At 72.2% G+C, this 26,206-nt stretch carries 23 protein-coding genes and 1 riboswitch; of the genes, 12 read left to right on the top strand and 11 right to left on the bottom strand.

The annotated features are described in order from the left end of the window. Positions 1-45 precede the first annotated feature (45 nt). The 3 genes from V6V47_RS13175 to V6V47_RS13165 all read right to left on the bottom strand — a co-directional run bounded on the left by V6V47_RS13175 (position 46) and on the right by V6V47_RS13165 (position 3,253). A complete protein-coding gene (locus V6V47_RS13175) occupies positions 46-1,065 on the bottom strand; it encodes a coiled-coil domain-containing protein (RefSeq protein WP_334628462.1) in 1,020 nt (339 codons plus the stop codon). A 4-nt stretch (positions 1,066-1,069) separates the two neighbouring features. After that, a riboswitch (cyclic di-AMP (ydaO/yuaA leader) is annotated at positions 1,070-1,200 on the bottom strand. Between the two features lie 166 nt (positions 1,201-1,366). Further along, positions 1,367-2,719, bottom strand: coding sequence for a YibE/F family protein (locus V6V47_RS13170; RefSeq protein WP_334628461.1), 1,353 nt, complete (start codon positions 2,717-2,719; stop codon positions 1,367-1,369). Between the two features lie 237 nt (positions 2,720-2,956). Then, positions 2,957-3,253: a metal-sensitive transcriptional regulator gene (locus V6V47_RS13165; RefSeq protein WP_334628460.1), complete on the bottom strand. Its 297-nt coding sequence runs from the start codon at positions 3,251-3,253 to the stop codon at positions 2,957-2,959. 95 nt (positions 3,254-3,348) lie between these two features. On the opposite strand from V6V47_RS13165, the gene V6V47_RS13160 reads away from it, so the two are divergent. The 4 genes from V6V47_RS13160 (at position 3,349) to V6V47_RS13145 (ending at position 7,047) form a co-directional block, all read left to right on the top strand. Beyond that, a complete protein-coding gene (locus V6V47_RS13160) occupies positions 3,349-3,558 on the top strand; it encodes a heavy-metal-associated domain-containing protein (protein ID WP_334628459.1) in 210 nt (69 codons plus the stop codon). 12 nt (positions 3,559-3,570) lie between these two features. Next, complete coding sequence (locus V6V47_RS13155; RefSeq protein ID WP_334628458.1) at positions 3,571-4,512, top strand: hypothetical protein; 942 nt, start codon at positions 3,571-3,573, stop codon at positions 4,510-4,512. 12 nt (positions 4,513-4,524) lie between these two features. After that, positions 4,525-6,789 (top strand): heavy metal translocating P-type ATPase, encoded by a 2,265-nt coding sequence (locus V6V47_RS13150; protein WP_334628457.1) that lies wholly within the window; start codon positions 4,525-4,527, stop codon positions 6,787-6,789. An 84-nt stretch (positions 6,790-6,873) separates the two neighbouring features. Next, entirely contained in the window at positions 6,874-7,047 is a 174-nt protein-coding gene (locus V6V47_RS13145) for a CsbD family protein (protein WP_334628456.1), read from the top strand. A 254-nt stretch (positions 7,048-7,301) separates the two neighbouring features. Here V6V47_RS13145 and V6V47_RS13140 read toward each other — a convergent pair whose 3' ends face one another. Then, positions 7,302-8,618, bottom strand: a complete 1,317-nt coding sequence (locus tag V6V47_RS13140) for a DUF2786 domain-containing protein (protein ID WP_334628455.1) — start codon at positions 8,616-8,618, stop codon at positions 7,302-7,304. A gap of 267 nt (positions 8,619-8,885) precedes the next feature. On the opposite strand from V6V47_RS13140, the gene V6V47_RS13135 reads away from it, so the two are divergent. Both V6V47_RS13135 and V6V47_RS13130 read left to right on the top strand, forming a co-directional pair. Beyond that, on the top strand, positions 8,886-9,377 hold the full coding sequence (locus V6V47_RS13135) for a DUF2243 domain-containing protein (RefSeq protein WP_334628454.1): 492 nt from the start codon (positions 8,886-8,888) through the stop codon (positions 9,375-9,377). Continuing rightward, a complete protein-coding gene (locus tag V6V47_RS13130) occupies positions 9,374-10,228 on the top strand; it encodes a cytochrome c oxidase assembly protein (RefSeq protein ID WP_334628453.1) in 855 nt (284 codons plus the stop codon). The genes V6V47_RS13135 and V6V47_RS13130 overlap by 4 nt, the downstream gene beginning before the upstream one ends. 50 nt (positions 10,229-10,278) lie before the next feature. On the opposite strand, the gene V6V47_RS13125 is transcribed toward V6V47_RS13130, so the two are convergent. From V6V47_RS13125 to V6V47_RS13100, 6 genes are all read right to left on the bottom strand, one after another. After that, positions 10,279-10,554, bottom strand: a complete 276-nt coding sequence (locus tag V6V47_RS13125) for a hypothetical protein (RefSeq protein ID WP_334628452.1) — start codon at positions 10,552-10,554, stop codon at positions 10,279-10,281. 20 nt (positions 10,555-10,574) lie between these two features. Next, positions 10,575-11,672 (bottom strand): CaiB/BaiF CoA transferase family protein, encoded by a 1,098-nt coding sequence (locus V6V47_RS13120; protein WP_334628536.1) that lies wholly within the window; start codon positions 11,670-11,672, stop codon positions 10,575-10,577. Between the two features lie 74 nt (positions 11,673-11,746). Beyond that, positions 11,747-13,915 carry a 3-hydroxyacyl-CoA dehydrogenase NAD-binding domain-containing protein gene (locus tag V6V47_RS13115; protein WP_334628451.1) on the bottom strand — a complete coding sequence of 723 codons (2,169 nt, stop codon included), beginning with the start codon at positions 13,913-13,915 and terminating at the stop codon, positions 11,747-11,749. 14 nt (positions 13,916-13,929) lie between these two features. After that, the gene (locus V6V47_RS13110) at positions 13,930-15,144 is read right to left on the bottom strand and encodes an acetyl-CoA C-acetyltransferase (RefSeq protein WP_334628450.1); all 1,215 of its coding nucleotides are present in this window, start codon (positions 15,142-15,144) and stop codon (positions 13,930-13,932) included. Next, positions 15,134-16,300, bottom strand: coding sequence for an acyl-CoA dehydrogenase family protein (locus V6V47_RS13105; protein WP_334628449.1), 1,167 nt, complete (start codon positions 16,298-16,300; stop codon positions 15,134-15,136). The genes V6V47_RS13110 and V6V47_RS13105 overlap by 11 nt, the downstream gene beginning before the upstream one ends. A gap of 141 nt (positions 16,301-16,441) precedes the next feature. Then, complete coding sequence (locus V6V47_RS13100) at positions 16,442-17,458, bottom strand: peptidoglycan recognition protein family protein (protein ID WP_334628448.1); 1,017 nt, start codon at positions 17,456-17,458, stop codon at positions 16,442-16,444. Positions 17,459-17,811: 353 nt separating this feature from the next. On the opposite strand from V6V47_RS13100, the gene V6V47_RS13095 reads away from it, so the two are divergent. Continuing rightward, positions 17,812-18,456: a TetR/AcrR family transcriptional regulator gene (locus V6V47_RS13095; RefSeq protein WP_334628447.1), complete on the top strand. Its 645-nt coding sequence runs from the start codon at positions 17,812-17,814 to the stop codon at positions 18,454-18,456. Between the two features lie 168 nt (positions 18,457-18,624). Here V6V47_RS13095 and V6V47_RS13090 read toward each other — a convergent pair whose 3' ends face one another. After that, on the bottom strand, positions 18,625-19,503 hold the full coding sequence (locus tag V6V47_RS13090; protein WP_334628446.1) for a zf-HC2 domain-containing protein: 879 nt from the start codon (positions 19,501-19,503) through the stop codon (positions 18,625-18,627). A 72-nt stretch (positions 19,504-19,575) separates the two neighbouring features. On the opposite strand from V6V47_RS13090, the gene V6V47_RS13085 reads away from it, so the two are divergent. The 5 genes from V6V47_RS13085 to V6V47_RS13065 all read left to right on the top strand — a co-directional run bounded on the left by V6V47_RS13085 (position 19,576) and on the right by V6V47_RS13065 (position 26,202). After that, positions 19,576-20,616, top strand: a complete 1,041-nt coding sequence (locus tag V6V47_RS13085; protein ID WP_334628445.1) for a TRM11 family SAM-dependent methyltransferase — start codon at positions 19,576-19,578, stop codon at positions 20,614-20,616. A gap of 732 nt (positions 20,617-21,348) precedes the next feature. Continuing rightward, positions 21,349-21,438 carry a K(+)-transporting ATPase subunit F gene (gene kdpF / locus V6V47_RS13080; RefSeq protein ID WP_036390805.1) on the top strand — a complete coding sequence of 30 codons (90 nt, stop codon included), beginning with the start codon at positions 21,349-21,351 and terminating at the stop codon, positions 21,436-21,438. Continuing rightward, complete coding sequence (kdpA, locus tag V6V47_RS13075) at positions 21,438-23,093, top strand: potassium-transporting ATPase subunit KdpA (protein ID WP_334628444.1); 1,656 nt, start codon at positions 21,438-21,440, stop codon at positions 23,091-23,093. Before kdpF ends, kdpA begins: the two co-directional genes overlap by 1 nt. 20 nt (positions 23,094-23,113) lie before the next feature. Next, positions 23,114-25,321: a potassium-transporting ATPase subunit KdpB gene (kdpB, locus tag V6V47_RS13070; protein WP_334628443.1), complete on the top strand. Its 2,208-nt coding sequence runs from the start codon at positions 23,114-23,116 to the stop codon at positions 25,319-25,321. Next, entirely contained in the window at positions 25,321-26,202 is an 882-nt protein-coding gene (locus V6V47_RS13065; protein ID WP_334628442.1) for a potassium-transporting ATPase subunit C, read from the top strand. The genes kdpB and V6V47_RS13065 overlap by 1 nt, the downstream gene beginning before the upstream one ends. Positions 26,203-26,206: the final 4 nt, after the last annotated feature.

The following is a 26,206-nucleotide window of genomic DNA, read 5'->3' as shown; positions in this document are numbered from 1 at the left end:
GGCCGCCCCGCGCGAAGCGGGACGGCCCTCGACGGAGCGTGCGGGTCAGAGCAGCGACATGTGTACGTGGTCGGTGTGGTTCGACGGTCCGCTGTACGACTTCCAGCCGGTCGCCGGGAACCAGATCTGTCGGTTCCAGATCACGTAGTAGATGCCGAGTCGATCGGCGTTGCGGATGAGGAACGCGGCGACGTTGTTGCCGTACATCCGGGTGTCGTCGTTGTGCCACGGGGCGAAGCCGCTCTTCTGCAGCGACCAGTCGCAGGCGCGGCCCTTCGGGTGCTCCCACGGCCCGCCGGAGCGGTAGCAGCCGACGAACCGGTTGAAGCCGGCCCGTTTGACCTCCTTGTACGCGTGCAGCGTGCGGGGAGTGACGCAGCCGGAGGTGGTCGGGTCCTTCTCGCTGCACGACTCGGACTTCCAGTCCCCGTCGGCGGTGCGGCCCGGGCCGATCTTGGCGACCGGCGAGGTGGCCGACACCAGACCGCCGGTGAAGCCCTTGCCGCCGACCAGCGAGAGCGCCTTGTCCGCTTCGTACTTCTGCTTGGCCATCACGGCGGCCTGCTTCTGCTGCTCGCGGACCTCCGTGTCGAGGGCCAGCTTGGCCTGCTCGGCGCGCTGCTTGACGGTGTTGACCTCGGAGAGCTTCTTCTCGTTGACCATGTTCATCTCGTCGAGCACCGCGGCGCGCTGGACGAACGAGTCAGGGGCGTCGCTCTCCAGCAGCATCGCGAGGGCGCCGATCCGGCCCGTCCGGTACGACTGGGCGGCGATCTGCCCGACCTGTGGGGCCAACGCGGCCAGGTCGGCGTTGGCGCGCGCCACCTCCTGGCCCAGCTCCACCTGCCTGCGCTTGGACTTGTCGAGCTTGGACTTGGCCGCCGAGTATTCGCGGTTGGTCTTCTCGATGACGTCGGTGAGCAGTTGGGGCTCGCCGTCCTCCTCGTGCCCGGACGGCGTCGGAGTCGCCGGGGCGGCGTGCGCCGGGAGGGGGCCGACGAGCACGGTCAATGCGGCGATCACGGCCACCACGGGTGTCGACCAGCGGCGTAGGGGTGCCGTCACAGTGTTCCCTTCCGTCGACCGCCGACCGGGTTAGCTGACGGGTTCGGGGCGGAAGTGGCCCCTACCGCTGACGCGGATTCACCCCACGTGCCTGGGTCCCCGGCTCGCCGTGCGGCGATTGGGCGGTGGCACCGCAGGCGCCGCTTCGCGCCTTCGGCGGTGACCGGCAGTGAGGTTACCCGAGAGTCCTTCGCCTGAGCTACGTCCAGATGCCGACTAAAAGCGTCATTTCGCCATGGCGCTGCGTGACCAGTGACGCGGTTCTCAGGGCGAATGCCCCACCTCGTCACACTGAGGAGTGTCACCATGCCGTCTCCGTGCTCCTGTCCGGGTCTGGCCACGCGTCGATGGCGGTGGCGGGGGGTGTGGACCGGGCCGGGTCGGACCGACCCGCGCGCGGTGAACTCAGTGCGGCCAGTGCCTCCGCCCGGGACGGCCCGGCGGGGGCCTCGACCGTCGGCGTGTCGCCGGGCCGGCCGGCAGCGGCCACCACCGCGGCCAGCCCGGTGGTCAGCGGGACGGCAGCGATCAGGCCGAGCGTGGCCACGATGCTGCGGACGATCTCCTGCGCGAGGAACTCGCTGGTCAGGATCTGCGCGACCGGCCGCGAATCGGCGGTGAGCAGGAGCAGTAGCGGCAGCGAGGCGCCGGCGTACGCCAGCACGATGGTGTTGACCGTGGAGGCGATGTGCGCCCGGCCGACCCGGGTGGCTGCCCGGTAGAGCTGGAGCCGGGTCAGCCCGGGGTTGGCGTTCGCCAGCTCGGTGACGGTGGCCGCCTGGGTGACTGTCACGTCGTCGAGCACACCGAGCGAGCCGATGATGATCCCGGCGAGAAGTAGGCCGTGCAGGTCGACGTTGGCCTGGAACATCGACAGCGTGGTGGCGTCCTCGCTGCCGAAGCCGGTGAGGTGGGTGGCCGCGGTGGCGACGGTGCCGAGGACGCCCGTCAGCACGAGGCTGCCCAGGGTGCCGAGCACCGCGACCGAGGTCTGCGCGGTGACGCCGTGCGTCAGGTACAGCACCACGAACATGATCAGGGCGGCCCCGACCACCGCCACCAGCAGGGGCGACCGACCGGCGGCGATACCCGGCAGCACGAAGGTGAGCAGGATGGCGAAGCTGGCGGCCAGACCGCCCAGCGCGGCCAGGCCCCGCCAGCGGCCGAACGCGACGATCGCGGCCGCGAAGACCACCGCCAGCCACACCAGCGGCGTACCGCGCTGATGCTCGGCGATGTGCCAGGTGCTGGCGGTGGGATCGGTCGGATCGGTCAGCTCGACCAGGATGACGTCGTCGCCGGCTTCGATTCGCGGGGCGCCGGGGCCGTCCGGCACCGGCGTGTCGACCTGCTGGCCGGCCGCCGGCCCGTCGTCCACCCGGACGGTGATCGTGCCGCACGGCCCGGCTCCGGCGCCCGGGGTGCCCTCGGTGCCCGGTGGTGTCGGTGGGCAGGGCACGGTGACCACCCGGACGGCCGTGCCGTGGTGGCGCGGCACGTCGGCGCCGCCGTCGCTCGGTGCCGCGCCACCTCGTGGCCAGAGCACCACGGCGGCGAGCACGGTGGCGATGAAGAGGGGCACCACCGTTGCGACGAGGATCCGCCGGACCCCGGGTGGGGCGGGCGGAGCGGTACGGCCATGGTCGGAACCCAATGCGTGACTCCCAACGATCCAGTGCGGGGTACGTGCCGGCAGGCCGGTCGGTTCACCGCCGTCGCGGGAATGCGGCGAAGGTTGCGGCAGATCGCTGGTCGGCGACCTGCCGCTGACGGACGGTGAGTGCCCGGCCTGGTCGTCGCCGCCCGACCGGGCAGGTGGATTTGGGGGCCATCGTGGGAAATGCTAACCAGCCCGACCCGGGGACGCAGGTCGTGGCGGAGTGTCGTGCTGTCAGCCGCGCTTCATCAGCCGGCCGACGGCCGCCATCATCTCGGAGGCCATCTCGTCGGCCCGGCCCTCGGCCGCACCCTCATGCATGCAGTGCCGGGCGTGCCCGTCGAGCAGCCCCAGGGCGACCTTGTCGAGAGCGGCCTGGATCGCGGAGATCTGGGTGAGCACGTCGATGCAGTAGCGGTCCTCGTCGACCATCTTCTCGATGCCCCGGACCTGGCCCTCGACACGGCGCAGGCGCGCGAGCAACTGGTCCTTGCTGGCGGTGTACCCGCGGATCGGCGTGGGAGTGGTCATGCCGATCAGAATAACCTACCCCTGGGGGGTATGGTAACGTTCTCGCAGTACCCCTAGGGGGTATGGGTTCCGAGACGGTTAAGGGAGACAGGCCGATGGTCGACACGACGTACCAGGTGCAGGGCATGACCTGCGGGCACTGCGTCAGCTCCGTCAGCGCCGAGGTGCGCGCCATCCCCGGGGTGCACGACGTCCAGGTCGACCTGGCCGCCGGCCGGGTCACCGTCAGCAGCGACCAGCCACTGGATGCCGAGCTCGTCCGGGCCGCCGTCGACGAGGCCGGCTACGACCTCATCGACGACTGATCGGGGCCCGCCATGAACACGGTGACCAGACTGGGCGGCTTCGCCCTCGGTCTCGCGGCGGTCTTCGGCGCGGCGTACGGGATGGGCCGGGTGGTCGATCCCGTGACCCCGTCCGCCGACAACCGGCACGACACCGCAGCGCACGGTGAGCGCGACGATTCCGTCGACCGGATCCCCGGTGGTCTGCTGGTCTCCGAGGGCGGCTACACCCTCGAACCGGTCGCCGCCCCGGCCGGCGAGTTCGCCTTCCGGATCGGGGGTCCGTCCGGCCAGCCGGTGACCCGGTTCGACGTGGCGCACGACAAGCAGATGCACCTCATCGTCGCCCGGCGGGACCTCTCCGGCTTTCGCCACGTGCACCCCGACCTGAGCCCGGACGGCACCTGGCGGGTCACCTCCCCGCTGGCCGGTCCCGGGCAGTGGCGGGCGTTCGCCGACTTCACCCCCACCGGGGGTCGACCGCTGACCCTCGGCGTGGACGTGGCCGTGCCCGGCGCGTTGACCGAGCGGCCACTGCCCGCCCCGGCGACCAGCACCACCGTCGACGGTTACACGGTCACCCTGGCGGGCGCGCCGGAGCCCGGCCGCACCTCTCCGCTCACGTTCACCGTGACCCGGGCCGGGCGGCCGGTCACCGACCTGGAGCCCTACCTGGGCGCGTACGGGCACCTGGTGGCGCTGCGCCGGGGTGACCTCGCGTACCTGCATGTGCACCCGGACGGGACACCCGGCGACGGGCGGACCAGGCCCGGCCCGGCCGTCACCTTCCTCGCCGAGGTGCCGTCGGCCGGCAGCTACCGGCTCTACCTCGACTTCCGGCACGACGGTTCGGTGCACACCGCCGAGTTCACCGTCGTTGCCGGCACCACGCCGGCCGGCGCCGACCCGACCCCGGGCGCTCCCGCACCGAGCGGCAGCGCCGACCACGGCGCCCCCGGGCACGGGCACAACTGACGGGACGCGACGATGACCACCACCAGCAACAGGCCACTGCCCGAGGCGCCGAATCGCATCGAGTTGGCGATCGGTGGGATGACCTGTGCCGCCTGCGCGGCCCGGGTCGAGAAGAAGCTGAACCGGATGGACGGGGTGAGCGCGACCGTCAACTACGCCACCGAGAAGGCCACCGTCCGGTACGCCGACGACGTCACCCCGGACGACCTGATCGACACCGTGCAGAAGACCGGTTACTCGGCGGTGCTGCCGGCCCCGCCGGCCGCCGTCGGGCCGGCCGCGCAGCCGGTGGACGAGCTGCGTGGTCCGCGTACCCGGCTCTGGGTCTCGGCGGCACTCAGCGTGCCGGTGGTCCTGCTGGCCATGGTGCCGGCCTGGCAGTTCGACTACTGGCAGTGGCTGTCGCTGACCCTGGCCGCGCCGGTGGTGGTCTGGGGCGGGCTGCCGTTCCACCGTGCCGCCTGGGTCAACCTGCGGCACGGCGCGGCGACCATGGACACGTTGGTCTCGCTCGGCACCCTGGCCGCGTTCGGCTGGTCGCTCTGGGCGCTCTTCCTCGGCGACGCCGGCACGCCCGGCATGACGCACCCGTTCCGCTTGGCCATCAGCCGCACCGACGGCGTCGGCAACATCTACCTGGAGGCGGCCGCCGGGGTGACCGTGTTCCTTTTGGCCGGCCGCTACTTCGAGGCCCGATCGAAGCGGACCGCCGGCGCAGCCCTGCGCGCCCTGCTCGACCTCGGCGCCAAGGATGTGGCGGTGCTGCGCGACGGGGTGGAGACCCGCATCCCGGTGGACCGACTCGCCGTCGGTGACCGGTTCGTGGTCCGCCCCGGGGAAAAGATCGCCACCGACGGGGTGGTCGACGAGGGCACCTCCGCCGTCGACGCCAGCATGCTCACCGGCGAGTCGGTGCCGGTCGAGGTCGGTCCCGGTGACGCTGTGGTCGGCGCCACGATCAACACGGCCGGCCGGCTGGTCGTCACGGCCACCCGGGTCGGCGCGGACACCCAGCTCGCTCGGATGGCCGAGCTGGTCGAGCAGGCGCAGAGCGGCAAGGCGGCCGTGCAGCGGTTGGCCGACCGGATCTCCGGTGTCTTCGTGCCGATCGTCATCACGCTGGCCGTGGGCACTCTCGGCTGGTGGCTCGGCACCGGTGCCGGGCCGACCGCCGCGTTCACCGCCGCGGTGGCCGTGCTGATCATCGCCTGCCCCTGCGCGTTGGGTCTGGCTACGCCGACCGCGCTGCTGGTGGGCACCGGTCGGGGCGCGCAGCTCGGTGTGCTGATCAAGGGGCCGGAGGTGTTGGAGTCGACCCGGCGGGTGGACACGGTGGTGCTGGACAAGACCGGCACCGTGACGACCGGCCGGATGACAGTGGTGGACGTGGTGCCGGCGGCCGGGGAGGAGCACGCAGAGCTGCTCCGGCTCGCCGGCGCGGTGGAGGCCGCCTCCGAGCACCCGATCGCCCGGGCGGTCGCTGCCGCGGCGGCCGAGGCCGGGGCGCTGCCCCCGGTGAGCGGCTTCGCCAACCTTGAAGGGCTGGGCGTGACCGCCACCGTCGACGGGCGGGCCGTGCTGGTCGGTCGGCCCCACCTGCTGCGCGAGCGCGGACTCGACGTACCGCCGGAGGTTGCGCGGGCGGTGACCGACGCGGAGGCCGCCGGGCGGACGGCGATCCTCGCCGGCTGGGACGGGCGGGCCCGAGGCATGCTCGCGGTCGCCGACGTGGTCCGGCCGACCAGCCGGGCCGCCGTGACCCGGCTGCGTGCCCTGGGGCTCACCCCGATCCTGCTGACCGGGGACAACGCCACCGTGGCCCAGGCGGTGGCGGCCGAGGTGGGTGTGACCGAGGTGATCGCCGAGGTGCTGCCTACCGGCAAGGTCGACGTGGTCAAGCGGCTCCAGGCCGAGGGCCGGTCGGTGGCGGTGGTCGGCGACGGGGTCAACGACGCCCCGGCGCTCGCCCAGGCCGACCTGGGCCTGGCCATGGGCACCGGCACCGACGTGGCGATCGAGGCGTCCGACCTCACCCTCGTCCGAGGTGACCTGAACGCCGCGGTGGACGCCATCCGGCTGTCCCGGCGCACGCTCGGCATCATCCGGGGCAACCTGTTCTGGGCCTTCGGGTACAACGTCGCGGCCCTGCCGCTGGCCGCCGCCGGGCTGCTCAACCCTATGATCGCCGGCGCCACGATGGCCTTCTCCTCGGTCTTCGTGGTGGCCAACAGTCTGCGGCTGCGCCGGTTCCGCTCGGTCGGCGACGACGTTGTGTGACGGACGGCTCTCGTCGAGATGATTGGGCCGCCGGCGGCGGGGGTATTGCTGATGGCGTAGCGACGCTCGCAATGGAGGTTGGCAATGGGTATCGACGACAAGATCAACAACGCCACCGAGGACGCGGCCGGCAAGCTCAAGGAGGGCACCGGTCGGGCCACCGATAACGAGCAGCTCGAGGCCGAGGGCCGCGCGGACCAGTCCGTGGCCAAGCTCAAGCAGGCCGGCGAGAAGATCAAGGACGCTTTCAAGAGCTGACGTACGCCTTCCGCACGCCGGGCCGGTGAACTCTCACCGGCCCGGCGTGTTTCGTCCGCCCGGCCCCACGCTCATTGCTCGGCGGCCGGGACGGTTCCAGATCGGCAGCATGTACTTCACGGCGGTGCTCCTCGGGTCGCGGTCGCACCCCGGTCTGGGGCGCGGCTCACCGGAGGTCGGAGCGGACCGCCCGTTCCCTACCGATCATCAGAAGAAGATCGCAGAATCTTCCGCCGTGGGGGTTACACGCCGGGTCAGTCGGCGCGAGTCGGCCGACCGCGTACCTGCTTCGGTGGTCGGCCACCGCCGAGGTCCAGCGACGCCCGGTCGGCCGCCGAGGTGCCGGAGGACCAGCCCTCGGCATCCCGGACGCTGAGCCGGTGCCGCGTGACGCCGGGAAAGAGGGTGGTCAGCCGCTCCTGGACCGCCTCGCCGCGCGCGGCGAGCACCGGCAGCAGCTTCTCCGGCCCGGCCGTCTCGGCGGCCTCCCGGTCCGCCGCCTCGGTGGCCGCCCGCAGTCGCTCGCCGATCCGCAGCGCGAACGCGTTCAGGAAGGACTCGTCCCAGACCTTCGTTCGTCGCCCCGCGCCCGGTCGGCGCTCGGCCCGCCCGCGCAGCATCGCCGCGGTGGCCTGGACCAGCAGCGAGGTGTAGAGCAACTCCACCGCCACGAGGTCGGCCGGCCAACCCAGCACGGTGGCGAAGCCGAGGTCGTCGGACCAGACGGCCTCGCACCGGTTCGCCGCCGCCACCTCCTGCACCAACAGCGCCTTCGCCCCCGCGTACGGGGCGTCGGTGCCGAGCCGTACCCCGCCGGGCAGGTCGGTGCGTTCGGCCCCGGCCGCCAGCAGCGCTTCGTCGATGCTGTGCCGGGCGATCAACTCCTGCGCCTTGCCGGTCAGCGCCTCGGCCTCGGCCGGGAACGTGGTCGACTCGGCCTTGGCCAGCAGGGCCCGTACCCGGTCCAGCATCGGCGAGCCAGACCTGCCACGGGCCGGTTGGTCGGCGGTCGCCGCACCCGAGGTGCCCGGCGGCGGGCGCAGCACCGCGATCGGCGGCAGGCTCTCCACCAGCACGAGAGTGTCCACCGCCGTGCGCAGCGCGTCGACCCGATCCAGCCCCTCCCGCGCGGACCAGCCGGCCAGCACGCTCCGGTCGTCGTGGAGGGCCTCGGCGGCCAACTCGCGGAGCTGCTCGTCCCACCATGCCGGGACCGGCCCGGACTGGTCCCGCCGCTGCGCGGCCATCGCGTCCCGAACCAGCCGGGTCGGGCGGGCACCGAGGCGCCGGGTGGCGATCCGGTCCAGGTCCACCGGCTGCCAGCCGCGCGGCCAGAGCCGTCCCACGCCGCGAACCAGGCGACGCAGCAACGCCGCGTCCACCTCCGCCGCACCGTCCGCCGCGCCGGTGCCGACCATCAGCCGGTCCAGCTGCCGTTCGGCCTGCCGTACGTCGGTGCCGCGCACCGCCGCGAGCGCTTCAGCCACGAGTTCGTCCGCGTCCGGCACGAGCATCTCCTTCTGCGGGTTCGCTGCCGGCCTGGGTTGGTCCGCCCGCAGCTCAATGATCATGCCGGTAGCCGTCCGACGGGTGTGGAACGGGGATGTCACCAGTTACCCAGCGCGCTATCGCCCGCCCGCCCGCTTTGATCAACACGAGGTCCGGGATGTGGCGGTATCCCCGGAGGTCGGACCCCCCGATGTCGGCGACCTCGTGTCGACCATGCCGTGCCCTGGCCCGTGCCCGAGGCTTCGGCCGTGCCCGTGGCCTCGGTCGGGCGCGGGTCGTTTAGTCCGGGGGAGTTCGGGCGCTGATCCGAGGCGGATGCGAGGTGTGTGGTGGCCGGTTCGAGCCTGCCGGGGGCGCGCGCCGCCGCCGTACCGGACGGTCGTTCGTCGACACTTGCCGGAATCCTGATCGGCATCGGGGTGATGGCCGCGGTGGATCAGATCATCTTTCATCAGCTGCTGGCCTGGCATCACTTCTACGACCGGTCCACCCCGACGGTGGGCCTGCTCTCCGACGGGCTGCTGCACTCCGCCGAGGTGCTCGCCCTGGTCGGCGGGCTCTTCTGGTTCGCCGACCTGCGCCGGCGGGCCGCCTCGGCAACCTCGTACGTCTGGGGCGGGTTGCTGCTCGGCGCCGGAGGGTTCCAGCTCTTCGACGGCCTGGTCGACCACAAGGTGCTCCGGCTGCACCAGATCCGCTACGGCGTACACCTCGTGCCGTACGACGTGGTGTGGAACGTGGCCGCGGCGCTGCTGCTGGTGGCCGGCGCCCTGCTCCTCTGGCGTGCCCGGTCCCGCCCGCCAGCTGACCGCCCTCGGTGACGGCGACGTTCGACCTGCCGGCGGTCGCCCACCAGGGGCACTCGGCGGATGGTCCCGGTTGGTTTCCGCTGGCGGTGGTGGGCCTGCTGGCCGGTGGCTACCTGCTGGCCGCCGTCCGCGACCAGCGAGGTTGGGACCATCGGCGTACCGCCGCCTGGCTGGCCGGCTGCGCGCTGCTGGCGATCGCGATCGGGCCGCTCGCCGCTTCCGCCCACGACCCGCGCGGGCACATGGCCCAGCACGTGCTGCTCGGGATGGTGGCACCCCTCGGACTGGTGCTCGGCGCCCCGGTGACCCTGCTGCTGCGGATCGCGCCACCGCCGACGCGTCGGATGGTGGGCCGACTGCTGCGCGTACGCCCGCTGCACCTGCTCGCCCACCCGGTCACCGCGGGGCTGCTCAGCACGGGTGGGCTGGCACTGGTGCTGCTCACCCCGGTGTACGCGGCCGCGGAGCGGCAGCCCAGCCTGCACCACGCTCTGCACCTGCACTACCTGGCCGCCGGGTACCTCTTCGCCTGGTCGCTGGTAGGGCCGGATCCGGCACCGCGCCGGCCGGGGCTGGGCGTGCGGTTGGGTGCGTTGCTGGGTGCGGCGGCCGGTCACGCCGTGCTGGCGAAGTACCTCTACGCGCACGCCGGCACCCTCCCGCCGGGGCTGGCCGACCCGGATCCGGCGGCTTTCCGGTCCGCCGCCCAGCTCATGTACTACGGCGGAGACATAGCCGAGCTGCTGCTAGCGGTGACTCTCTTCGCCAGCTGGTACTCCCGGCCCAGTCGCCTCCGACCCCGCCGACCGCCCCGGCCGCCCCGACCCGCCCGGCCCGCCCGACCCGCTCAACCCGCCCGGTGATCAAGGGGTTTGCGTCAGGAGAGCGCACATCCTTGACGCGAACCTCTTGATCAACCCGACGGAGGGGCGGCCAGGGCGCTGCTGAGCCTCCCGAGGAACGCACGGATGGCCTCCTCGCTGTGGTGCGTCTCGGCCTGGTCGTTGAGGGGACCTGGGAAGCGCAGCGCCTGCTCGAGCGCGTTTAACGTCTCCGCCCGGTCTCCCGGGTAGAGCCCGCCGATCACCCCGTCGGCAACCCGGATCACCACCGCGTCGTCGAGCGTACGGTCGAACTGGATCCCGTAGAGGAGCCCGTTGACGTGGCCCTTCCAGCTGCTCGTCCCCATGCTTGGCGGCTCCTCGGAGGTCACGTGCGTGCCGGCCAGTCGGTGAGGATCGCGTCGACCGGCAGGACATCCCGGTCCGGGTCCGGCGCCGGGACGGGCAGATCCGCTGGCGTACGACCGAAGCGGGGCGCCGGGGCCGGCTGGATCTCGCCGCCCACGTCGACGAAGGTGCCCCGGGCCGCGTTGTGCGGATGCCGGTGCGCCTCGCCCGGGGCGAGCACCGGTGCGACGCAGGCGTCCGAGTCGGCGAAGATGGCCGTCCACTCGTCGCGGCTCCGTTCGGCGAACCGATCGGCGAACCGTCGACGCAGCTCATCCCAGCCGGATGGGTCGTACTGGGCGGGTAGGTCCGACTCGTCGGCGAGGTCGAGGCCGGCCAGCAGCGTGGCGTAGAAGGCCGGCTCCATCGCGCCGACGGCCATGAAGCCGCCGTCGGAGGTGCGGTACGTGTCGTAGAACGGCGCTCCGCCGTCGAACATGTTGTGCCCGCGCGGCGCGCCCCACAGGCCGGTGCCGAGCAGCCCGTGCAGGAACGCGGTGAGCAACGCCGAGCCGTCCACCATCGCCGCGTCGACCACCTGGCCGACCCCGGAGCGTTCCCGTTCGAGCAGCGCGGCGAGCACCCCCACGGCGAGCAGCATGCCGCCCCCGCCGAAGTCACCGAGCAGGTTCATCGGCGCGTACGGACGCTCACCGGCCCGACCCAGCGGCTCCAGCGCCCCGGCCACCGCGATGTAGTCGATGTCGTGTCCGGCCCGGGGTGCCAGTGGACCGTCCTGACCCCAGCCGGTCATGCGCGCGTACACCAGTCGGGGGTTGCGGGCCTGGCACGTCTCCGGTCCGAAGCCCAGCCGCTCGGCCACCCCCGGTCGGTACGCCTCGACCAGGACGTCCGCCCGCTCGACCAGGCGCAGCAGGTCGGCCACCCCGGCCGTGGACTTCAGGTCCAGCGAGGTGACCCGCCGGCCGCGCTGCAACGGCCCACTGGTCGGCGCGGCCAGCCGTCCCGCACCCGGGCTGCCCGGCCGGTCCACCCGCACCACGTCCGCGCCGAGGTCGGCGAGCACCATGCAGCCGAACGGCGCCGGGGCCAGACTGGCCAGTTCGACCACCCGCACCCCGGCGAGCGGCCCGCCGCGCGCCGACCCTGCCGACTCGCCGCCCGCCGCCCCGGACGGGCTGCTGGACGCCGTCACGCGACGCCTGCCGGTTCGGTGCGGTCGGTGGCCGGGGAGGCGAGCCGCTCGGCCAGGTCCGCGGGGGGCGTGAACCGGTCGCCGTAGCGGGCGGCCAGCTCGGTCGCCCGGGCCGCGAAGCCGGCCGGCCCGCCCGCGTACTGCCGGACGTAGCGGATCACCCCGCCGGTCCAGGCCGGGAATCCGATGCCGAAGATCGAACCGATGTTGGCGTCGGTCTCGGTACGCAGAACGCCCTCGTCGAGGCAGCGCAGCGCGTCGAGCGCCTCGGCGAAGAGCATCCGCTCCTGGAGGTCGGTGAACGGCACCGCCCGGCCGGTGTCGGTGGTGAGTTCGGTGAGACCGGTCCACAGCCGGCCGCGGGTGCCGTCCGCGTACGAGTAGAAGCCGCGTCCGGCGGCGCGCCCCGGCCGGTCGTACGCGTCGACCAGCTCGTCGACGAGCCGGTGCGCGGGCAGCGGCAGGAAACCTTCGCCGGCGGCCTCGAACTGCCGGCGGATGCGCTGGATCAGGGTGAGACTCACCTCGTCGGCCAGCGCCAACGGCCCGGTCGGGTAGCCGGCCTGGAGGGCGGCCTGCTCCACCGAGGCGGCCGGCACCCCCTCGGCGACCATCCCGACCGCCTCGTCGATGAACCTGCCGATCACCCGGCTGGTGAAGAAGCCCCGGCCGTCGTTGACCACGATCGGAGTCTTGCCGATCCGTCGGGCCAGGTCGAACGCCCGGGCCAGCGCGGCGTCGCCGGTCCGCTCGCCGACCACGATCTCGAGCAGCGGCATCCGGTCCACGGGGGAGAAGAAGTGCATGCCGATGAAGTCGGCCGGCCGGTCCACTCCGGCGGCCAGCGCGGTGATCGGCAGGGTGGAGGTGTTCGAGGCGAGGAGCGCGTCCGGTGCCAGCACCGGCAGCACCTCGGCGAACACCGTCCGCTTCAGCTCCGGATCCTCGAAGACCGCTTCGATCACCGCGTCGCAGCCGGCGAGCGCGTCCACCTGGTCGGTGGTGGTGATCCGCTCCAGCACCGCTCGGGCGTCCGCCTCCGTGGTGCGGCCCTTGCGTACCCGTCGGGCCAGCAGCCGCTCGGCGTGCTCCCGGGCCCGGCCCGCGGCCTCCGGCGAGACATCCCGGACCACCACGTCCAACCCGGCAACAGCGCAGGCGTACGCGATGCCCGCGCCCATCATGCCGGCGCCGAGCACCGCCACCCGGCGCACCGGGGCGACGTCCACCCCGGCCGGTCGGGCCGCGCCGCCGTTGACCGCCTTCAGGTCGAAGAAGAACGCGCCGATCATGTTCTTGGCGACCTGCCCGGTGAGCAGGCCGATCAGGTGCCGGGTCTCCACGGTGAACGCGGTCTCCAGGTCGACCTGCGCGCCCTCGACGGCGGTGGCGAGGATCGCCTCCGGTGCGGGCAGCCGGGCCCCCTTGAGCTGCTTGCGCAGGGTGGCCGGGAAGGCCGGCAGCTGCGCGGCCAGCGATCGACTCGCCGGGGTGCCGCCGGGCATCCGGTAGTCCGGTCGGTCCCAGGGCTGGGTCGGGCTCGGGTTGGTGGCGATCCAGGCCCGGGCCCGGTCCAGTAGCTCCGTCGGGGTGGCCACCACCTCGTCGACCAGCCCGGCGGCCAGAGCGTCGGACGGGCGCATCCGCCGGCCGGTGAGCAGCACCGTGGTCAGCGCCCCGGCCAGGCCCAGCATCCGTACCGTCCGGGTGACGCCGCCGGCGCCGGGCAGCAGGCCCAGGGTCACCTCGGGCAGCCCGAGCCGGGAACCGGGCGCGTCCAGCGCGACCCGGTGGTGACAGGCGAGGGCGATCTCCAGGCCGCCGCCGAGTGCCGAGCCGTTGACCGCGGCGACCACCGGCCGGCCCAGCGTCTCCAGCCGGCGCAGGTCGCGCTTGATGGTGCCGAGCAGTTCGGCCAGCGCGGGGGCGTCGGCGCGGGTCGCCCTGACCATCTCGGGCAGGTCACCGCCGGCGAAGAAGGTCGACTTCGCGCTGGTCACGATGACCCCGGTCAGCCCGTCGCGCTCGGCCTCCAGCCGATCGAGCACCGCGCTCATCGACGCGGCGTACGCCCGGTTCATGGTGTTGGCGGACTGGTCGGGGTCGTCCAGGGTGAGCGTGACGATGCCGTCGGCGCCGCGGTCGTACCGGATGGTGTTGGTCATGATCTTCCCCCGGGTCAGCAGCGCTCGAGAACGGTGGCGACGCCCATGCCGCCGCCGATGCAGAGGGTCACGACGGCGCGGTGCAGGTCGCGGCGCTCCAACTCGTCCAGAGCGGTGCCGAGCAGCATCGCGCCGGTGGCGCCGAGCGGGTGCCCGAGGGCGATCGCGCCGCCGTTGACGTTCACCCGGTCCGGGTCCAGGCCCAGATCGCGGACGTACTTGAGCACCACGGCGGCGAAAGCCTCATTGATCTCGAACAGGTCGATGTCGGCGAGCGTCAGACCGGCGGCGGCGAGCGCCTTGTGGGTCGCCGGAATCGGCCCGGTCAGCATCAGCGTCGGATCGGCCCCGCTGACCGCCGCGCCGACGATCCGGGCGCGCGGGGTGAGGCCGAGGTCTCGCCCGACCTCAGCCGAGCCGATCAACACCAGCGCGGCGCCGTCCACGATGCCGGAGGAGTTGCCGGCGTGGTGGACGTGCTCGATCGCCTCCAGCCAGTGGAACTTCTGCAACGCGACCGCGTCGAAGCCGGCCGCCTCGCCCATGGTGGCGAACGAGGGGGTGAGCCGGCCCAGTGCCTCCCGGGTGGTCTCCGGGCGAAGGTGTTCGTCGACGGTGAGGATGTCCAGCCCGTTGCCGTCGCGTACCGGCACCACCGAGCGCGCGAAGTGCCCGCCGGCCCACGCCTTGGCGGCGCGTTCCTGCGAGCGCAGCGCGTAGCCGTCCACGTCGTCGCGGGTGAAGCCGTCCAGCGTCGCGATCAGGTCGGCGCTGACGCCCTGCGGCACGAACGAGGTGGCCAGCGCGGTCTGCGGATCGGTGGCCCAGGCTGCTCCGTCGGAGCCCATCGGCACACGGGACATCGACTCCACCCCGCCGGCGAGCAGCAGATGCTCCCAGCCCGAGCGGATCCGCGCGGCGGCGGCGTTGACCGCCTCCAACCCCGAGGCGCAGAACCGGTTGAGCTGCACCCCGCCGACCTGGTCGGGCAGCCCGGCCAGCAGCGCGGCAGCCCGGGCCAGGTCGCCGCCCTGCTCGCCCACCGGGGTGACGATGCCGAGCAGCAGGTCCTCCAGCCGGTTGACGTCCAGGCCGGGGTTGCGCTCGCGCAGCGCGTCGATCAGGCCGACGACCAGCGAGATCGGCTTGACCCCGTGCAACGCGCCGGTGTCCCGGCCGCGTCCGCGCGGGGTGCGGACCGCGTCATAGACGTACGCCTCAGAGGACACGGGCGATCAGCTCCTTCATGATCTCGTTGGTGCCGCCGTAGATCTTCTGGACGCGGGCGTCGGCGTACATCCGGGCGATCGGGTACTCGGTGGTGTAGCCGTAGCCGCCGAAGAGCTGCAGGCACCGGTCGACGACCTCGCACTGCCCGTCGGTGAGCCACCACTTCGCCATGGCGGCCGTCGCCACGTCCAGCTCACCGCGCGCGTGCCGGACGATGCAGTCGTCCAGGAAGACCCGGCTGACCCGGGTACGCGTGGCGCACTCGGCGAGCACCATCCGGGTGTTCTGGTGCCCCATCAGCGGCTTGCCGAAGGCCGTGCGCTCCTTGGTGTACGCGACGGTCAGCTCGATGGCCCGTTCCATCACGGCCACCGCGCCGACACCGATCACCAGGCGTTCCTGCGGGAGTTGCTGCATGAGCTGGATGAAACCGAGCCCTTCGGCGCCGCCGAGCAGGTTGTCCGCCGGCACCCGGAACTCGTCGAAGAACAGCTCGGCGGTGTCGTTGGCGTGCAACCCGATCTTGGACAACAGCCGACCCCGGCGGAACCCGGCTGGATCGCCGCCGACCTCGCAGACCAGCAGGGAGACGCCGGCGGCCCGCTGCTCGGGGTCCGTCTTCACGGCCACGATGATCAGGTCGGCCAACGCGCCGTTGGTGATGAACGTCTTCGCCCCGCTGACCAGGTAGTCGTCGCCGTCGCGGGCCGCCCGGGTACGGATCGCCTGGACGTCCGAGCCACCGTCCGGCTCGGTCATCGCGATCGCGCCCACCAACTCGCCGCTGCACAGCCCGGGCAGCCAGCGTCGCTTCTGCTCCTCGCTGCCGTACGCGACCAGATAGCCGGTGACGATGCCACTGTGCACGGCCAGACCGAGGCTGCTCTCCCCGGTGTACGCCTGCTCGTGCAGCATGACCGCTTCGTGGGTGAAGCCACCGCCCCCGCCGCCGTACTCCTCCGGGACGGAGAGACCGAGCAGCCCCAGCTCACCGGCGCGCCGGTAGTGCTCGCGGTCCGGATGGCCCTGCGCCAGCAGGCGATCGGTGTGCGGTAGCACTTCTTTGGTGAAGAAGGTGCGGGCCAGGTCCGCAAGGTCGTCGTGCTCGGGCTCGCGCCAGGCTGAGGGGGAACCGTCGAGCGGGGGCGTCGGCATGTGCACCACCCTCGCGCGCTGTTGGCGGCATGTCAATAAGTCGCGACCAGCAGCCCCGAGGGCGCGGCGGGCAGTATGCAGCGCCGCCCCCCAGCAGCGCGGCGGGCGCGCTGGTGGGGGGCGGCGTGGCAGGGCTGCGAGCTAGCGCCTCGGCGGCCTCGGCGGCGGGGTCGGGCGCGTCGCGGCCAGAGTGGCCACGTCCTGACGTAGCTCGCCGAGGTACGGGTGGAGGTAGTCGCCTGGGCACTCCGTCGGATCGGCCCCGATGCTCGCCCAGTCCCGGTGGCCCGAGATGACGGCCACGTTGCCACCCGCTCCGCTGACCGGATTGACGTATCCGGTCCGACCGGTGGGGTTGAGTCGACTCGTGTGGCTGAGCCCCGCCAGGACGACGGCCAGGGACCGTTGCGTGGCGAGGCTGGGCAGGCGGGACGTGTACCGGCCCAGCAGGCAGATGCCGATGTTGCCCGCGTTGTAGCCGCCCACGTGCGCCGCGTTGACCATGAGCGGCCGACCGTCGCTGCCGACCCCCGGGCCGTAGACCGGCTGCGGCCCCGGGTCGGAGTAGCGACCCTCGTAGACCCGTCCGGCCTCGTCGATCAACAGGTGGTAGCCGATGTCGCCAAACTCCTGCAGTACGCACTGGTCGTAGTAGATGGCGCGAATCGTCGCCGCCGGATCGGGGTCCTCGTTGTGCTCGTACACCCCACTGTGGTGGACCGTCAGCGTCTGCACCGGATAGAACTCGCCCGGCCACAGCACGCTGCCGTTCGGGCCGAGCCGCAGCGACTCGTCAGCTCCCCAGCCGGCCCGGGGCAGGTACGTCGGCTGCCGCCGGATGCCGGGCGGCAGTGGAAGGCTGTTCGTCTGGGCGTTCGCGATCGTCTGCCGAGCCCCGTCGACCATGTTCAGCTCGACAACGGTGGCCGCCGAGCCGTCGCCGACCTGGACCTCGTATCCGGTGGCGCCGTTGGCCACCACGATGTCCGACCGGGCCGACACCGTCCGACCGTCCCGACCGTTCGGGCACGCGCTGATCTCCAGCCAGTCGCTCCACCCCTTGCCGGTACGAAGGCGTACCGCCGCCGCCGGGCCGCTGTGCGCGACAGACAGGTGAGTCAACGGGATGGCCGGTGCGGTCACCACCGTTCGGCTCATCAGTCGACCACGGCGGGCCGCGAGCGGCGCCGTCACTGTGGAGGTGGACGGGGCCGCTGTCACCGACCCACCGAACGTACCGGCGGCCGACAGGCCGACGGCCGCGCCGGCCGCGCCAGACAACAATCGACGTCGAGAAACCAAGGCTTCGCTCCCTTACCCAGTTGATCCTGTCCGATGGCATGGCGTTGCGGCCGCGCTGGTCGGACTGTCACTGATGCGTGGCAAGGGTAGAGCAGAAGGTGGATCACCGCAGGCCGCTCGAACGGTGGCCGTCCTGGCACCTACTTTTCATCACCTGATCAAGGTGAGGGCGGGTGGCCGACGCCGGAGTGCTCGATAGGGTCGGGCAGATGAGTGTCGAGACGGCTCCGCGCCGCCGCCGTCTGGAGCCGGACGCCCGGCGGGGGCAGATCCTGGCCTGCGCGGTCCGGCTGTTCGGCGAACGCCCGTACGCGGACGTGTCGACCACCGACGTCGCCCGGGAGGCGGGTGTCGCTCGCGGCTTGGTCAACCACTACTTCGGTGCGAAGAAGGACCTCTATCTGGAGGTCGTCCGCGTCATGGTGACCATCCCGGAGGTCGCCCTCGAGCGGTTGCCCAAGGGTGACCTGCGGACCCGGGTCGACGCGAGCGTCTCCTGGTTTCTCGACGTGGTGTCGCGACACAGCACCTCATGGTTGGCGGCGGTCACCGCCCGGGGGATGGGCGGCGACGCCGACGTGGAGCGGGTGCTCGCCGAAGCCGAGGAGGTCGCCGCGGACCGCATGCTCGTCGCCGTCGGCCTGGCCGGCGAGGGCGGGCACCGGGAGGAGTTGCGTGCCATGGCTCGCGCGTACGGCGGGCTGGCCACGTCGACCGCCCGGGAGTGGCTCCAGCGCGGCGCGTTGACCCGCGCCCAGGTGCACCTGCTGCTCGCCACCACCCTGCTGACCATCGTCGAACAGGTCATCCCGCAGGCCGTCGGCGATCCGACCCGGCCGGCGCCGCCCGCTTGAGCTGTCCGACCCTGCGCTGGCCTGGATGGTCGCGCCGCCGCTGACGGAACCCACGCATCACCCTCGCTGCCCACCGGTGTCGGGCTTCGGACTGGTGCGGCGGCGGGTACGTCCGACACCTTGGACCGAGTGCCGGGCTGGCGACGCTCCAGTCGAGGCCGCCGACGCTCAGGCGGCGCGGCGTCCACCGGCCTGCCCGGCACCAGCGGAGCGCTCGGTACGCGCCGCCGGTGCGGCGTGACCAGCACGCGCCGCCGGTGCGGCGTAGCGGTCGGCGGCCTGCGCCGGGTACGACTCGGGGCGAACGACCCGCAGCGGCCGGTCCACCTCGTCGGCCCCGAACCGCCAGCGTGACGGTGCCGGTTGCCGCTGCGGCGCGGGTCCACCGGGGCGCATACCGGGCCGGGACAGCACCACCGTGATCAGGTAACCGACCACCAGGAAGCCGTGACTGACCAACCGCTCCCCGCCCACCGAGCCGGTGGCCAGGTCATTGACCGAGAGCAGCAGCAACGTACCGACGAACGCGCTGAGCATCGGCAGCAGCCCGGCGGGCGGGCTGCGGCGTACCGCGACGAAGAGGAAGCCGGCGCCCACCGCCACGTTCCACGCGGCCGACTCGTGCCACAGGTGCTGGCCGGTTGGGTGCAGGTGGTCGGCGGTCGCGCCCCGGCCCACCTGGGCCAGGCCGAGCACCAACTGCACCGCGCCGAGCAACCCCAGCGCCGCGCGCAGCCCGGTGACCAACCGACCACGCCCGAGCACCGCGCGCAGGCCGGCCACCAGCCGACCACCGCCGGCCAGGCGCCGCCACCGCGGTCGGCGGGTCGGCTCGGCCGCGACGGCGGCCAGGATCGCCGCGGTGCGGTCGGGCACATCGGCGACCAACCGGGTACGAACCCGACGCGTCACCGCGGCCGCGGCCGTGAACCAGGCCCGGCACTCGGCACACCCGTCGAGGTGCCCCTGCACCGCCGCCAGTTCGGCGGCGGTCTCCTCCCCGTCCAACTGCGCGGACAGGACCTCCCGCCACTGCTCACACCCCATGTACCGGTAGTCGCTCCAGCGACCGCTCCGGTTCCCGGCGACCGGGGCGGGTTGTGGAATACTCGCCGGATCATGACGCGTTACGGCCTGCTGATCCTGCCCGCCACCAACCGGGTGTACGCCCGCTCCGCCGTCGACCTCACCCGGGCCGAGCTGGAGATCTTCGGCCGTTCGGCGCTGGACGGCCGGATCGGCGAGCTGGAAACCGAGGTCGTCGGAGGGGCGTCCTACGTCACCTTCACCGGCGACGGGCTGACCGGACGTGACCTGGCCGTCCTGGGCAACCTCTCCGCGGGGTACGCGCTGTTCGAGATCGTCGGCGAGCTGCTGCGGCCGATCGAGTGGAGCCGACTGGACCGCTACGACGACGACCTGCTCACCATCCAGAAGTACCCCGGCAAGACCAACGAGCAGTTCACCAAGCTGCTGCTCAACGTCACCCTGCTCGCCTCGGACTGGGCCGGCGAGCTGACCAGCCGGCGGTTCCGGGTGCTCGACCCGCTCTGCGGTCGGGGCACCACCCTCAACCAGGCCCTGATGTACGGGTTCGACGCCGCCGGGATCGAGCGCGACCAGAAGGACGTCGAGGCGTACCGGACGTTCATCACCACCTGGCTGAAGCAGAAGCGGGTCAAGCACCGGGTGCTGGAGTCGGGGCCGGTGCGGCGCGAACGCAAGGTGGTCGGTCGCCGGGTGCGGATCGAGCTGGCGCCGACCCGCGAGGAGCACAAGGCCGGCCAGACGCAGCTGCTAGATGTGGTCAACGCCGACACGACCCGCTCGGGGGAATTCTTCCGCCCGGAGACCGTCGACCTGATCGTCGCCGACGCCCCGTACGGCGTGCAGCACGGCAGCCGTACCGCCGAGCACGGGCTGACCCGGGATCCGCTGGCGTTGCTCGCGGACGCCGCGCCGGTCTGGGCCCGGTTGTTGCGCCCCGGCGGCGCTCTCGGCATCTCCTGGAACACCCACGTCGCCAGCCGGGACGACGCCGCAGCGGCGCTCGACGCGGCCGGCCTGACCGTGGTCGACGCGGAGCCCTACCTGGCGCTGCGGCACCGGGTGGACCAGTCGATCATGCGTGACGTACTGGTGGCCCGCCGACCGGCCTAACCGCCCCCGCCCCGCCCGCGCCGCCTCCGCGCCGCCTCCGCGCCGCCTCCGCGCCGCCTCCGCGCCGCCTCCGCGCCGCCTCCGCGCCGCCTCCGCGCTGCGCCTCCGCGCTGCGCCTCCGCGCTGCGTCCCCGCGCTGCGCCTCCGCGCTGCGTCCCCGCGCTGCGTCCCCGCGCTGCGCCTCCGCGCTGCGTCCCCGCGCTGCGCCTCCGCGCTGCGTCCCCGCGCTGCGCCCCCGCGCCGCGTCCCCGCGCCGCGCGCCCCGCCCCGCCCGCGCCCCCCGGCCTCACAGCCGTGTCGATCTAGGTCAGATCACGGTAAGTCGATCTCCCTGAGCGACGATTCGCCCTAGATCGACGAAGCTCGGGGGTGGTGGCGCGCCCGCGCGCGCCTGCGCCGGGCGGGCCGGGCGAGCCGGGCGGGTCGGGCGGGTCGGGCGGGTCGGGCGAGCCTTGGCCGGTCGGGCGGGTCCTTGGTGGGTCTGTGCCGCATTTCACCTGTTCAGTGGGCAGGTGTGAAAACCACGTCAAGAAAGGGATCGCCGCCGTCATGGTCGCGTTATGACCCCTGCCGTCCGGCGGGTGGTGGGGCTTTGATTGCCCGGCGCGACCGGAAGGCGGTCGCGACGAACCTTTCCGGCTGAGGAGTCAGCGTGTCTGACGTGGTGTTCGTGGTCCTGACGGTGGCGCTGTTCGCAGTGCTCGCCCTGGTGGTCCGGGCGGTGGAGAAGCTGTGAACGCGGTCAACGCCGTCGGTCTGGTGCTCGCGATCGTCCTGGGCGCGTTCCTGGTGTTCGCCCTGTTGTTTCCGGAGCGCTTCTGATGACCATGACAACAGCGGGCGTCATCTTCATCTTGACGCTGGTGGCGGCCCTGGTCGCCGTCTACAAGCCGTTCGGCGACTACATGTTCCGGGCGGTCGCCGGCACCAAGCAGTCGCGGATCGAGCGGGGCATCTTCCGGCTGGTCGGGGTCAACCCGGCCGCCGAGCAGACCTGGGGCGTGTACGCCCGCAGCGTGCTCGCGTTCTCTGCCGTCTCGATCCTCTTCCTGTACCTGTTCCAGCGGGTGCAGAACCACCTGTGGCTGTCGCTGGGCTTCGACCCGGTGGTGCCGCACGGCGCGTGGAACACCGCCGTCTCGTTCGTGACCAACACCAACTGGCAGTCGTACTCGGGTGAGTCGACGATGGGCCACCTGGTGCAGATGGCCGGTCTGGCGGTGCAGAACTTCGTCTCCGCAGCCGTCGGTATCGCGGTGGCGGTCGCGCTGGTGCGCGGCTTCGCCCGGAGCCGCACCGGGCAGCTCGGCAACTTCTGGGTCGACCTGATCCGGATCACGCTGCGCATCCTGCTGCCGATCGCGGTGCTCGGCGCCCTCGCGTTGATGATCGGCGGGGTGGTGCAGAACCTCTCCGGCGGCACCGACGTGAGCACGCTGACCGGCGGCACCCAGACCATCACCGGTGGTCCGGTCGCCAGCCAGGAAGTGATCAAGGAGCTGGGCACCAACGGTGGCGGCTTCTACAACGTCAACAGCGCCCACCCGTTCGAGAACCCGACCTCGTGGACGAACTGGCTCCAGATTTTCCTGATCTTCCTGATCCCCTTCAGCCTGCCCCGGGTCTTCGGCCGGATGGTCGGGCAGAACCGGCAGGGGTACGCCATCGCCGCGGTGATGGGGATCCTGGCGTTCGTCAGCGTCGCCCTCACCAACATCTTCGAGCTGACCGGGCACGGCACCGTGCCGCAGGCGGTCGGCGCGGCGCTGGAGGGCAAGGAGGTTCGGTTCGACGTGTCGAACTCGGCCACCTTCGCCGCCGCGACGACGCTGACCTCGACCGGTGCGGTGAACTCGTTCCACGACTCGTTCACCTCGCTCGGCGGCATGATGACGATGTTCAACATGATGCTCGGCGAGGTCGCGCCGGGTGGTACCGGTTCGGGGCTGTACGGCCTGCTCATCCTCGCGGTGATCACGGTCTTCGTGGCGGGTCTGATGGTTGGCCGTACCCCGGAGTACCTGGGCAAGAAGATCGGGGCGCGGGAGATCAAGTTCGCCTCGCTCTACTTCCTGATCACGCCGATCCTGGTGCTGGTCGGTACGGCTGCCGCGTTCGCCACCGGCAACAACTCCACCGCGCTCAACGTCGGGCCGCACGGCCTCTCCGAGGTGCTCTACGCGTTCACCTCGGCCAGCAACAACAACGGTTCGGCCTTCGGCGGCATCACCGTGAACACCACGTGGTGGGACACGGCGCTCGGGTTGTGCATGTTGTTCGGCCGCTTCCTTCCGATCATCTTCGTGCTCGGACTGGCCGGATCACTGGCCCGCCAGGCGCCCACCCCCGCGTCCGAGGGCACTCTGCCGACGCACCGACCGCTGTTCATCGGCATGGTCGTCGGCGTCACGGTGGTCCTCGTCGCGCTGACCTTCCTGCCCGCACTCGCGCTCGGCCCGCTGGCTGAGGGGCTGTGACCATCATGAGGAACGAGGACATGTCCGTCACCTCTGTGACATCCGGGACCGGCGAACAACCGACGCCCGGTACCCCGGCCACCCAGGGCAACCGGGTCGGCGGGGGCCTGCTCGACCCCAAGCAGATGCTCCGGTCCCTGCCGGACGCGCTGCGCAAGCTCAACCCGGGCACGATGTGGCGCAATCCGGTGATGCTGATCGTGGAGATCGGCGCGGCCTTCACCACCGTCCTGGCGGTGACCGACCCGTCGGTGTTCGCCTGGGCGATCACCGTCTGGCTCTGGCTGACCGTGCTCTTCGCCAACCTGGCCGAGGCGGTCGCCGAGGGTCGGGGCAAGGCCCAGGCCGCCGCGCTGCGGCAGGCGAAGAAGGACACGATCGCCACCCGGCTGATCGACTGGAAGCCCGGGGCCCGGGCCAACACCTACCGCGACGAGGCGGTGCCCGCGCCGGAGCTGCGTCAGGGCGACTTCGTACTGGTCGAGGCGGGCGGGACCATCCCCGGCGACGGTGACATCGTCGAGGGCATCGCCAGCGTCGACGAGTCGGCCATCACCGGCGAGTCCGCCCCGGTCATCCGGGAGTCCGGCGGCGACCGCAGCGCGGTCACCGGCGGCACCAAGGTGCTCTCCGACCGGATCGTCGTAAAGATCACCCAGAAGCCGGGCGAGAGCTTCATCGATCGGATGATCGCCCTGGTCGAGGGCGCCAACCGGCAGAAGACGCCGAACGAGATCGCGCTGAACATCCTGCTCGCCGCGCTCACGATCATCTTCCTGCTGGCTGTGGTCACCCTCCAGCCGCTGGCCATCTTCTCCAAGGCGTTCCAGGCGGCCGCGCCGGACAGCGGCGCGATCACCGACTCCGGTGTCACCGGAGTGGTGCTGATCTCGCTGTTGGTCTGCCTCATCCCGACCACCATCGGCGCGCTGCTCTCCGCCATCGGCATCGCCGGTATGGACCGGTTGGTGCAGCGCAACGTCCTGGCCATGAGCGGTCGGGCCGTCGAGGCGGCCGGCGACGTCAACACCCTGCTGCTGGACAAGACCGGCACCATCACGCTGGGCAACCGGCAGGCAGCCGAGTTCGTGCCGGTCGAGGGGGTGACGGCCGCGACCCTGGCCGACGCCGCGCAGCTGTCCAGCCTGGCCGACGAGACCCCCGAGGGACGCTCGGTCGTGGTGCTGGCGAAGAACGAGTTCGGGCTGCGCGAGCGCGAGCCCGGGGTGATGCCGCACGCCACCTTCGTACCGTTCACCGCACAGACCCGGATGAGCGGCGTCGACCTGGCCCCCGAGGCCAGCGTGGACGCCGGGGCGGCCGGATCGGCGCGCCGGGTCCGCAAGGGCGCCGCCGCCGCGGTGATGAAGTGGGTACGCGAGAACGGCGGGCACCCCACCGAGCAGGTCGGCGAGATCGTGGACGGGATCAGCAGCACCGGCGGCACCCCGTTGGTCGTCGCCGAGCACATCGACGGCGAACCGGCTCGGGCGCTCGGCGTCATCCACCTCAAGGACGTGGTCAAGTCCGGGATGCGGGAACGGTTCGACGAGATGCGCCGCATGGGCATCCGGACCGTGATGATCACCGGCGACAACCCGCGTACCGCGAAGGCGATCGCCGACGAGGCCGGGGTGGACGACTTCCTGGCCGAGGCGACGCCGGAGGACAAGCTCGCGCTGATCAAGCGGGAGCAGGAGGGTGGCCGGCTGGTCGCGATGACCGGCGACGGCACCAACGACGCGCCGGCGCTCGCCCAGGCCGACGTCGGGGTGGCCATGAACACCGGTACGTCGGCCGCCAAGGAGGCCGGCAACATGGTCGACCTCGACTCCGACCCGACCAAGCTCATCGAGATCGTGGAGATCGGCAAGCAGTTGCTGATCACCCGGGGCGCGCTGACCACCTTCAGCATCGCCAACGACATCGCGAAGTACTTCGCGATCATCCCGGCCATGTTCGCCGGCCTCTACCCGAGCCTGGACGCGCTGAACATCATGCGGCTGTCCAGCCCGGAGTCGGCGATCCTGTCCGCGGTCATCTTCAACGCCCTGGTGATCATCGCGCTGATCCCGCTCGCCCTGCGCGGCGTGCGGTACCGGCCGGCCTCCGCGTCGAAGCTGCTCGGCCGCAACCTGCTGCTGTACGGATTGGGCGGCATCATCGTGCCGTTCATCGGGATCAAGATCATTGACCTGCTCATCCAGTTCATCCCGGGGATTTCGTGATGCGCCTACCCAACTGGCTCGCCCAACACCTCGCCGCCCTGCGCGCCGTGCTCGTCTTCACCGTGCTGCTCGGGCTGGTCTACCCACTGGCCCTGGTCGCGGTCGGCAAGCTGCCCGGCCTCGACCACAAGGCCGACGGCTCGCTGATCCACTCGGGCGGTACGACGGTCGGCAGCACGCTGATCGGCCAGTCCTTCACCGACGCCGACGGCAACCCCGTCCCGCGCTACTTCCAGTCCCGCCCGTCCGCAGCCGGCGACGGCTACGACCCCACCTCCACCTCGGCCAGCAACCTGGGCCCGGAGAGCGTGGTGGACACCCTCGCCACCGACCCGGAGGAGGCCAGCGAAAGCCTGCTCACCCAGGTCTGTGGTCGGAGCAAAGCGGTCGGCGAGCTGGACGGCGTCGACGGTCGGCGCCCCTTCTGCACCACCGACGGGGTGGGAGCCGTGCTCGCGGTCTTCCGCGCCGACGGACTGACCGGCCGGGTCACCCGCGTGGTCAGCGTCAACCAGGCCGCCCCGGCCACCCCGTTCCTCGCCTCGTACCAGGGGGTGCCAGTCGAGCTGGCCCAGCCCGGCGAGGACTACGTGGCCGACGGCGGGGTGGTCACCCCGATCCGTGGCGACGCCCCCGCCGACCCGGCGGTGCCGGCCGACGCCGTCACGGCCAGCGGCAGCGGGCTCGACCCGCACATCAGCCCGGCGTACGCCGAGTTGCAGGTGAACCGGGTCGCGCGGGAGCGTGGCGCGGACCCGGCGGCGGTGCGTCGGCTGATCGACGAGCACACCGCCAACCGGTCGCTCGGCTTCATGGGCGAGCCGGGAGTGAACGTGCTGGAGCTCAACCTCGCGCTGGACAAGCAGTTCCCGACGCGCTGAGTAC

The sequence above is a fragment of the Micromonospora sp. CPCC 205539 genome (assembly GCF_036906815.1).
GTDB lineage: Bacteria > Actinomycetota > Actinomycetes > Mycobacteriales > Micromonosporaceae > Micromonospora.
This window is presented reverse-complemented; position numbering and strand designations above follow the sequence as displayed.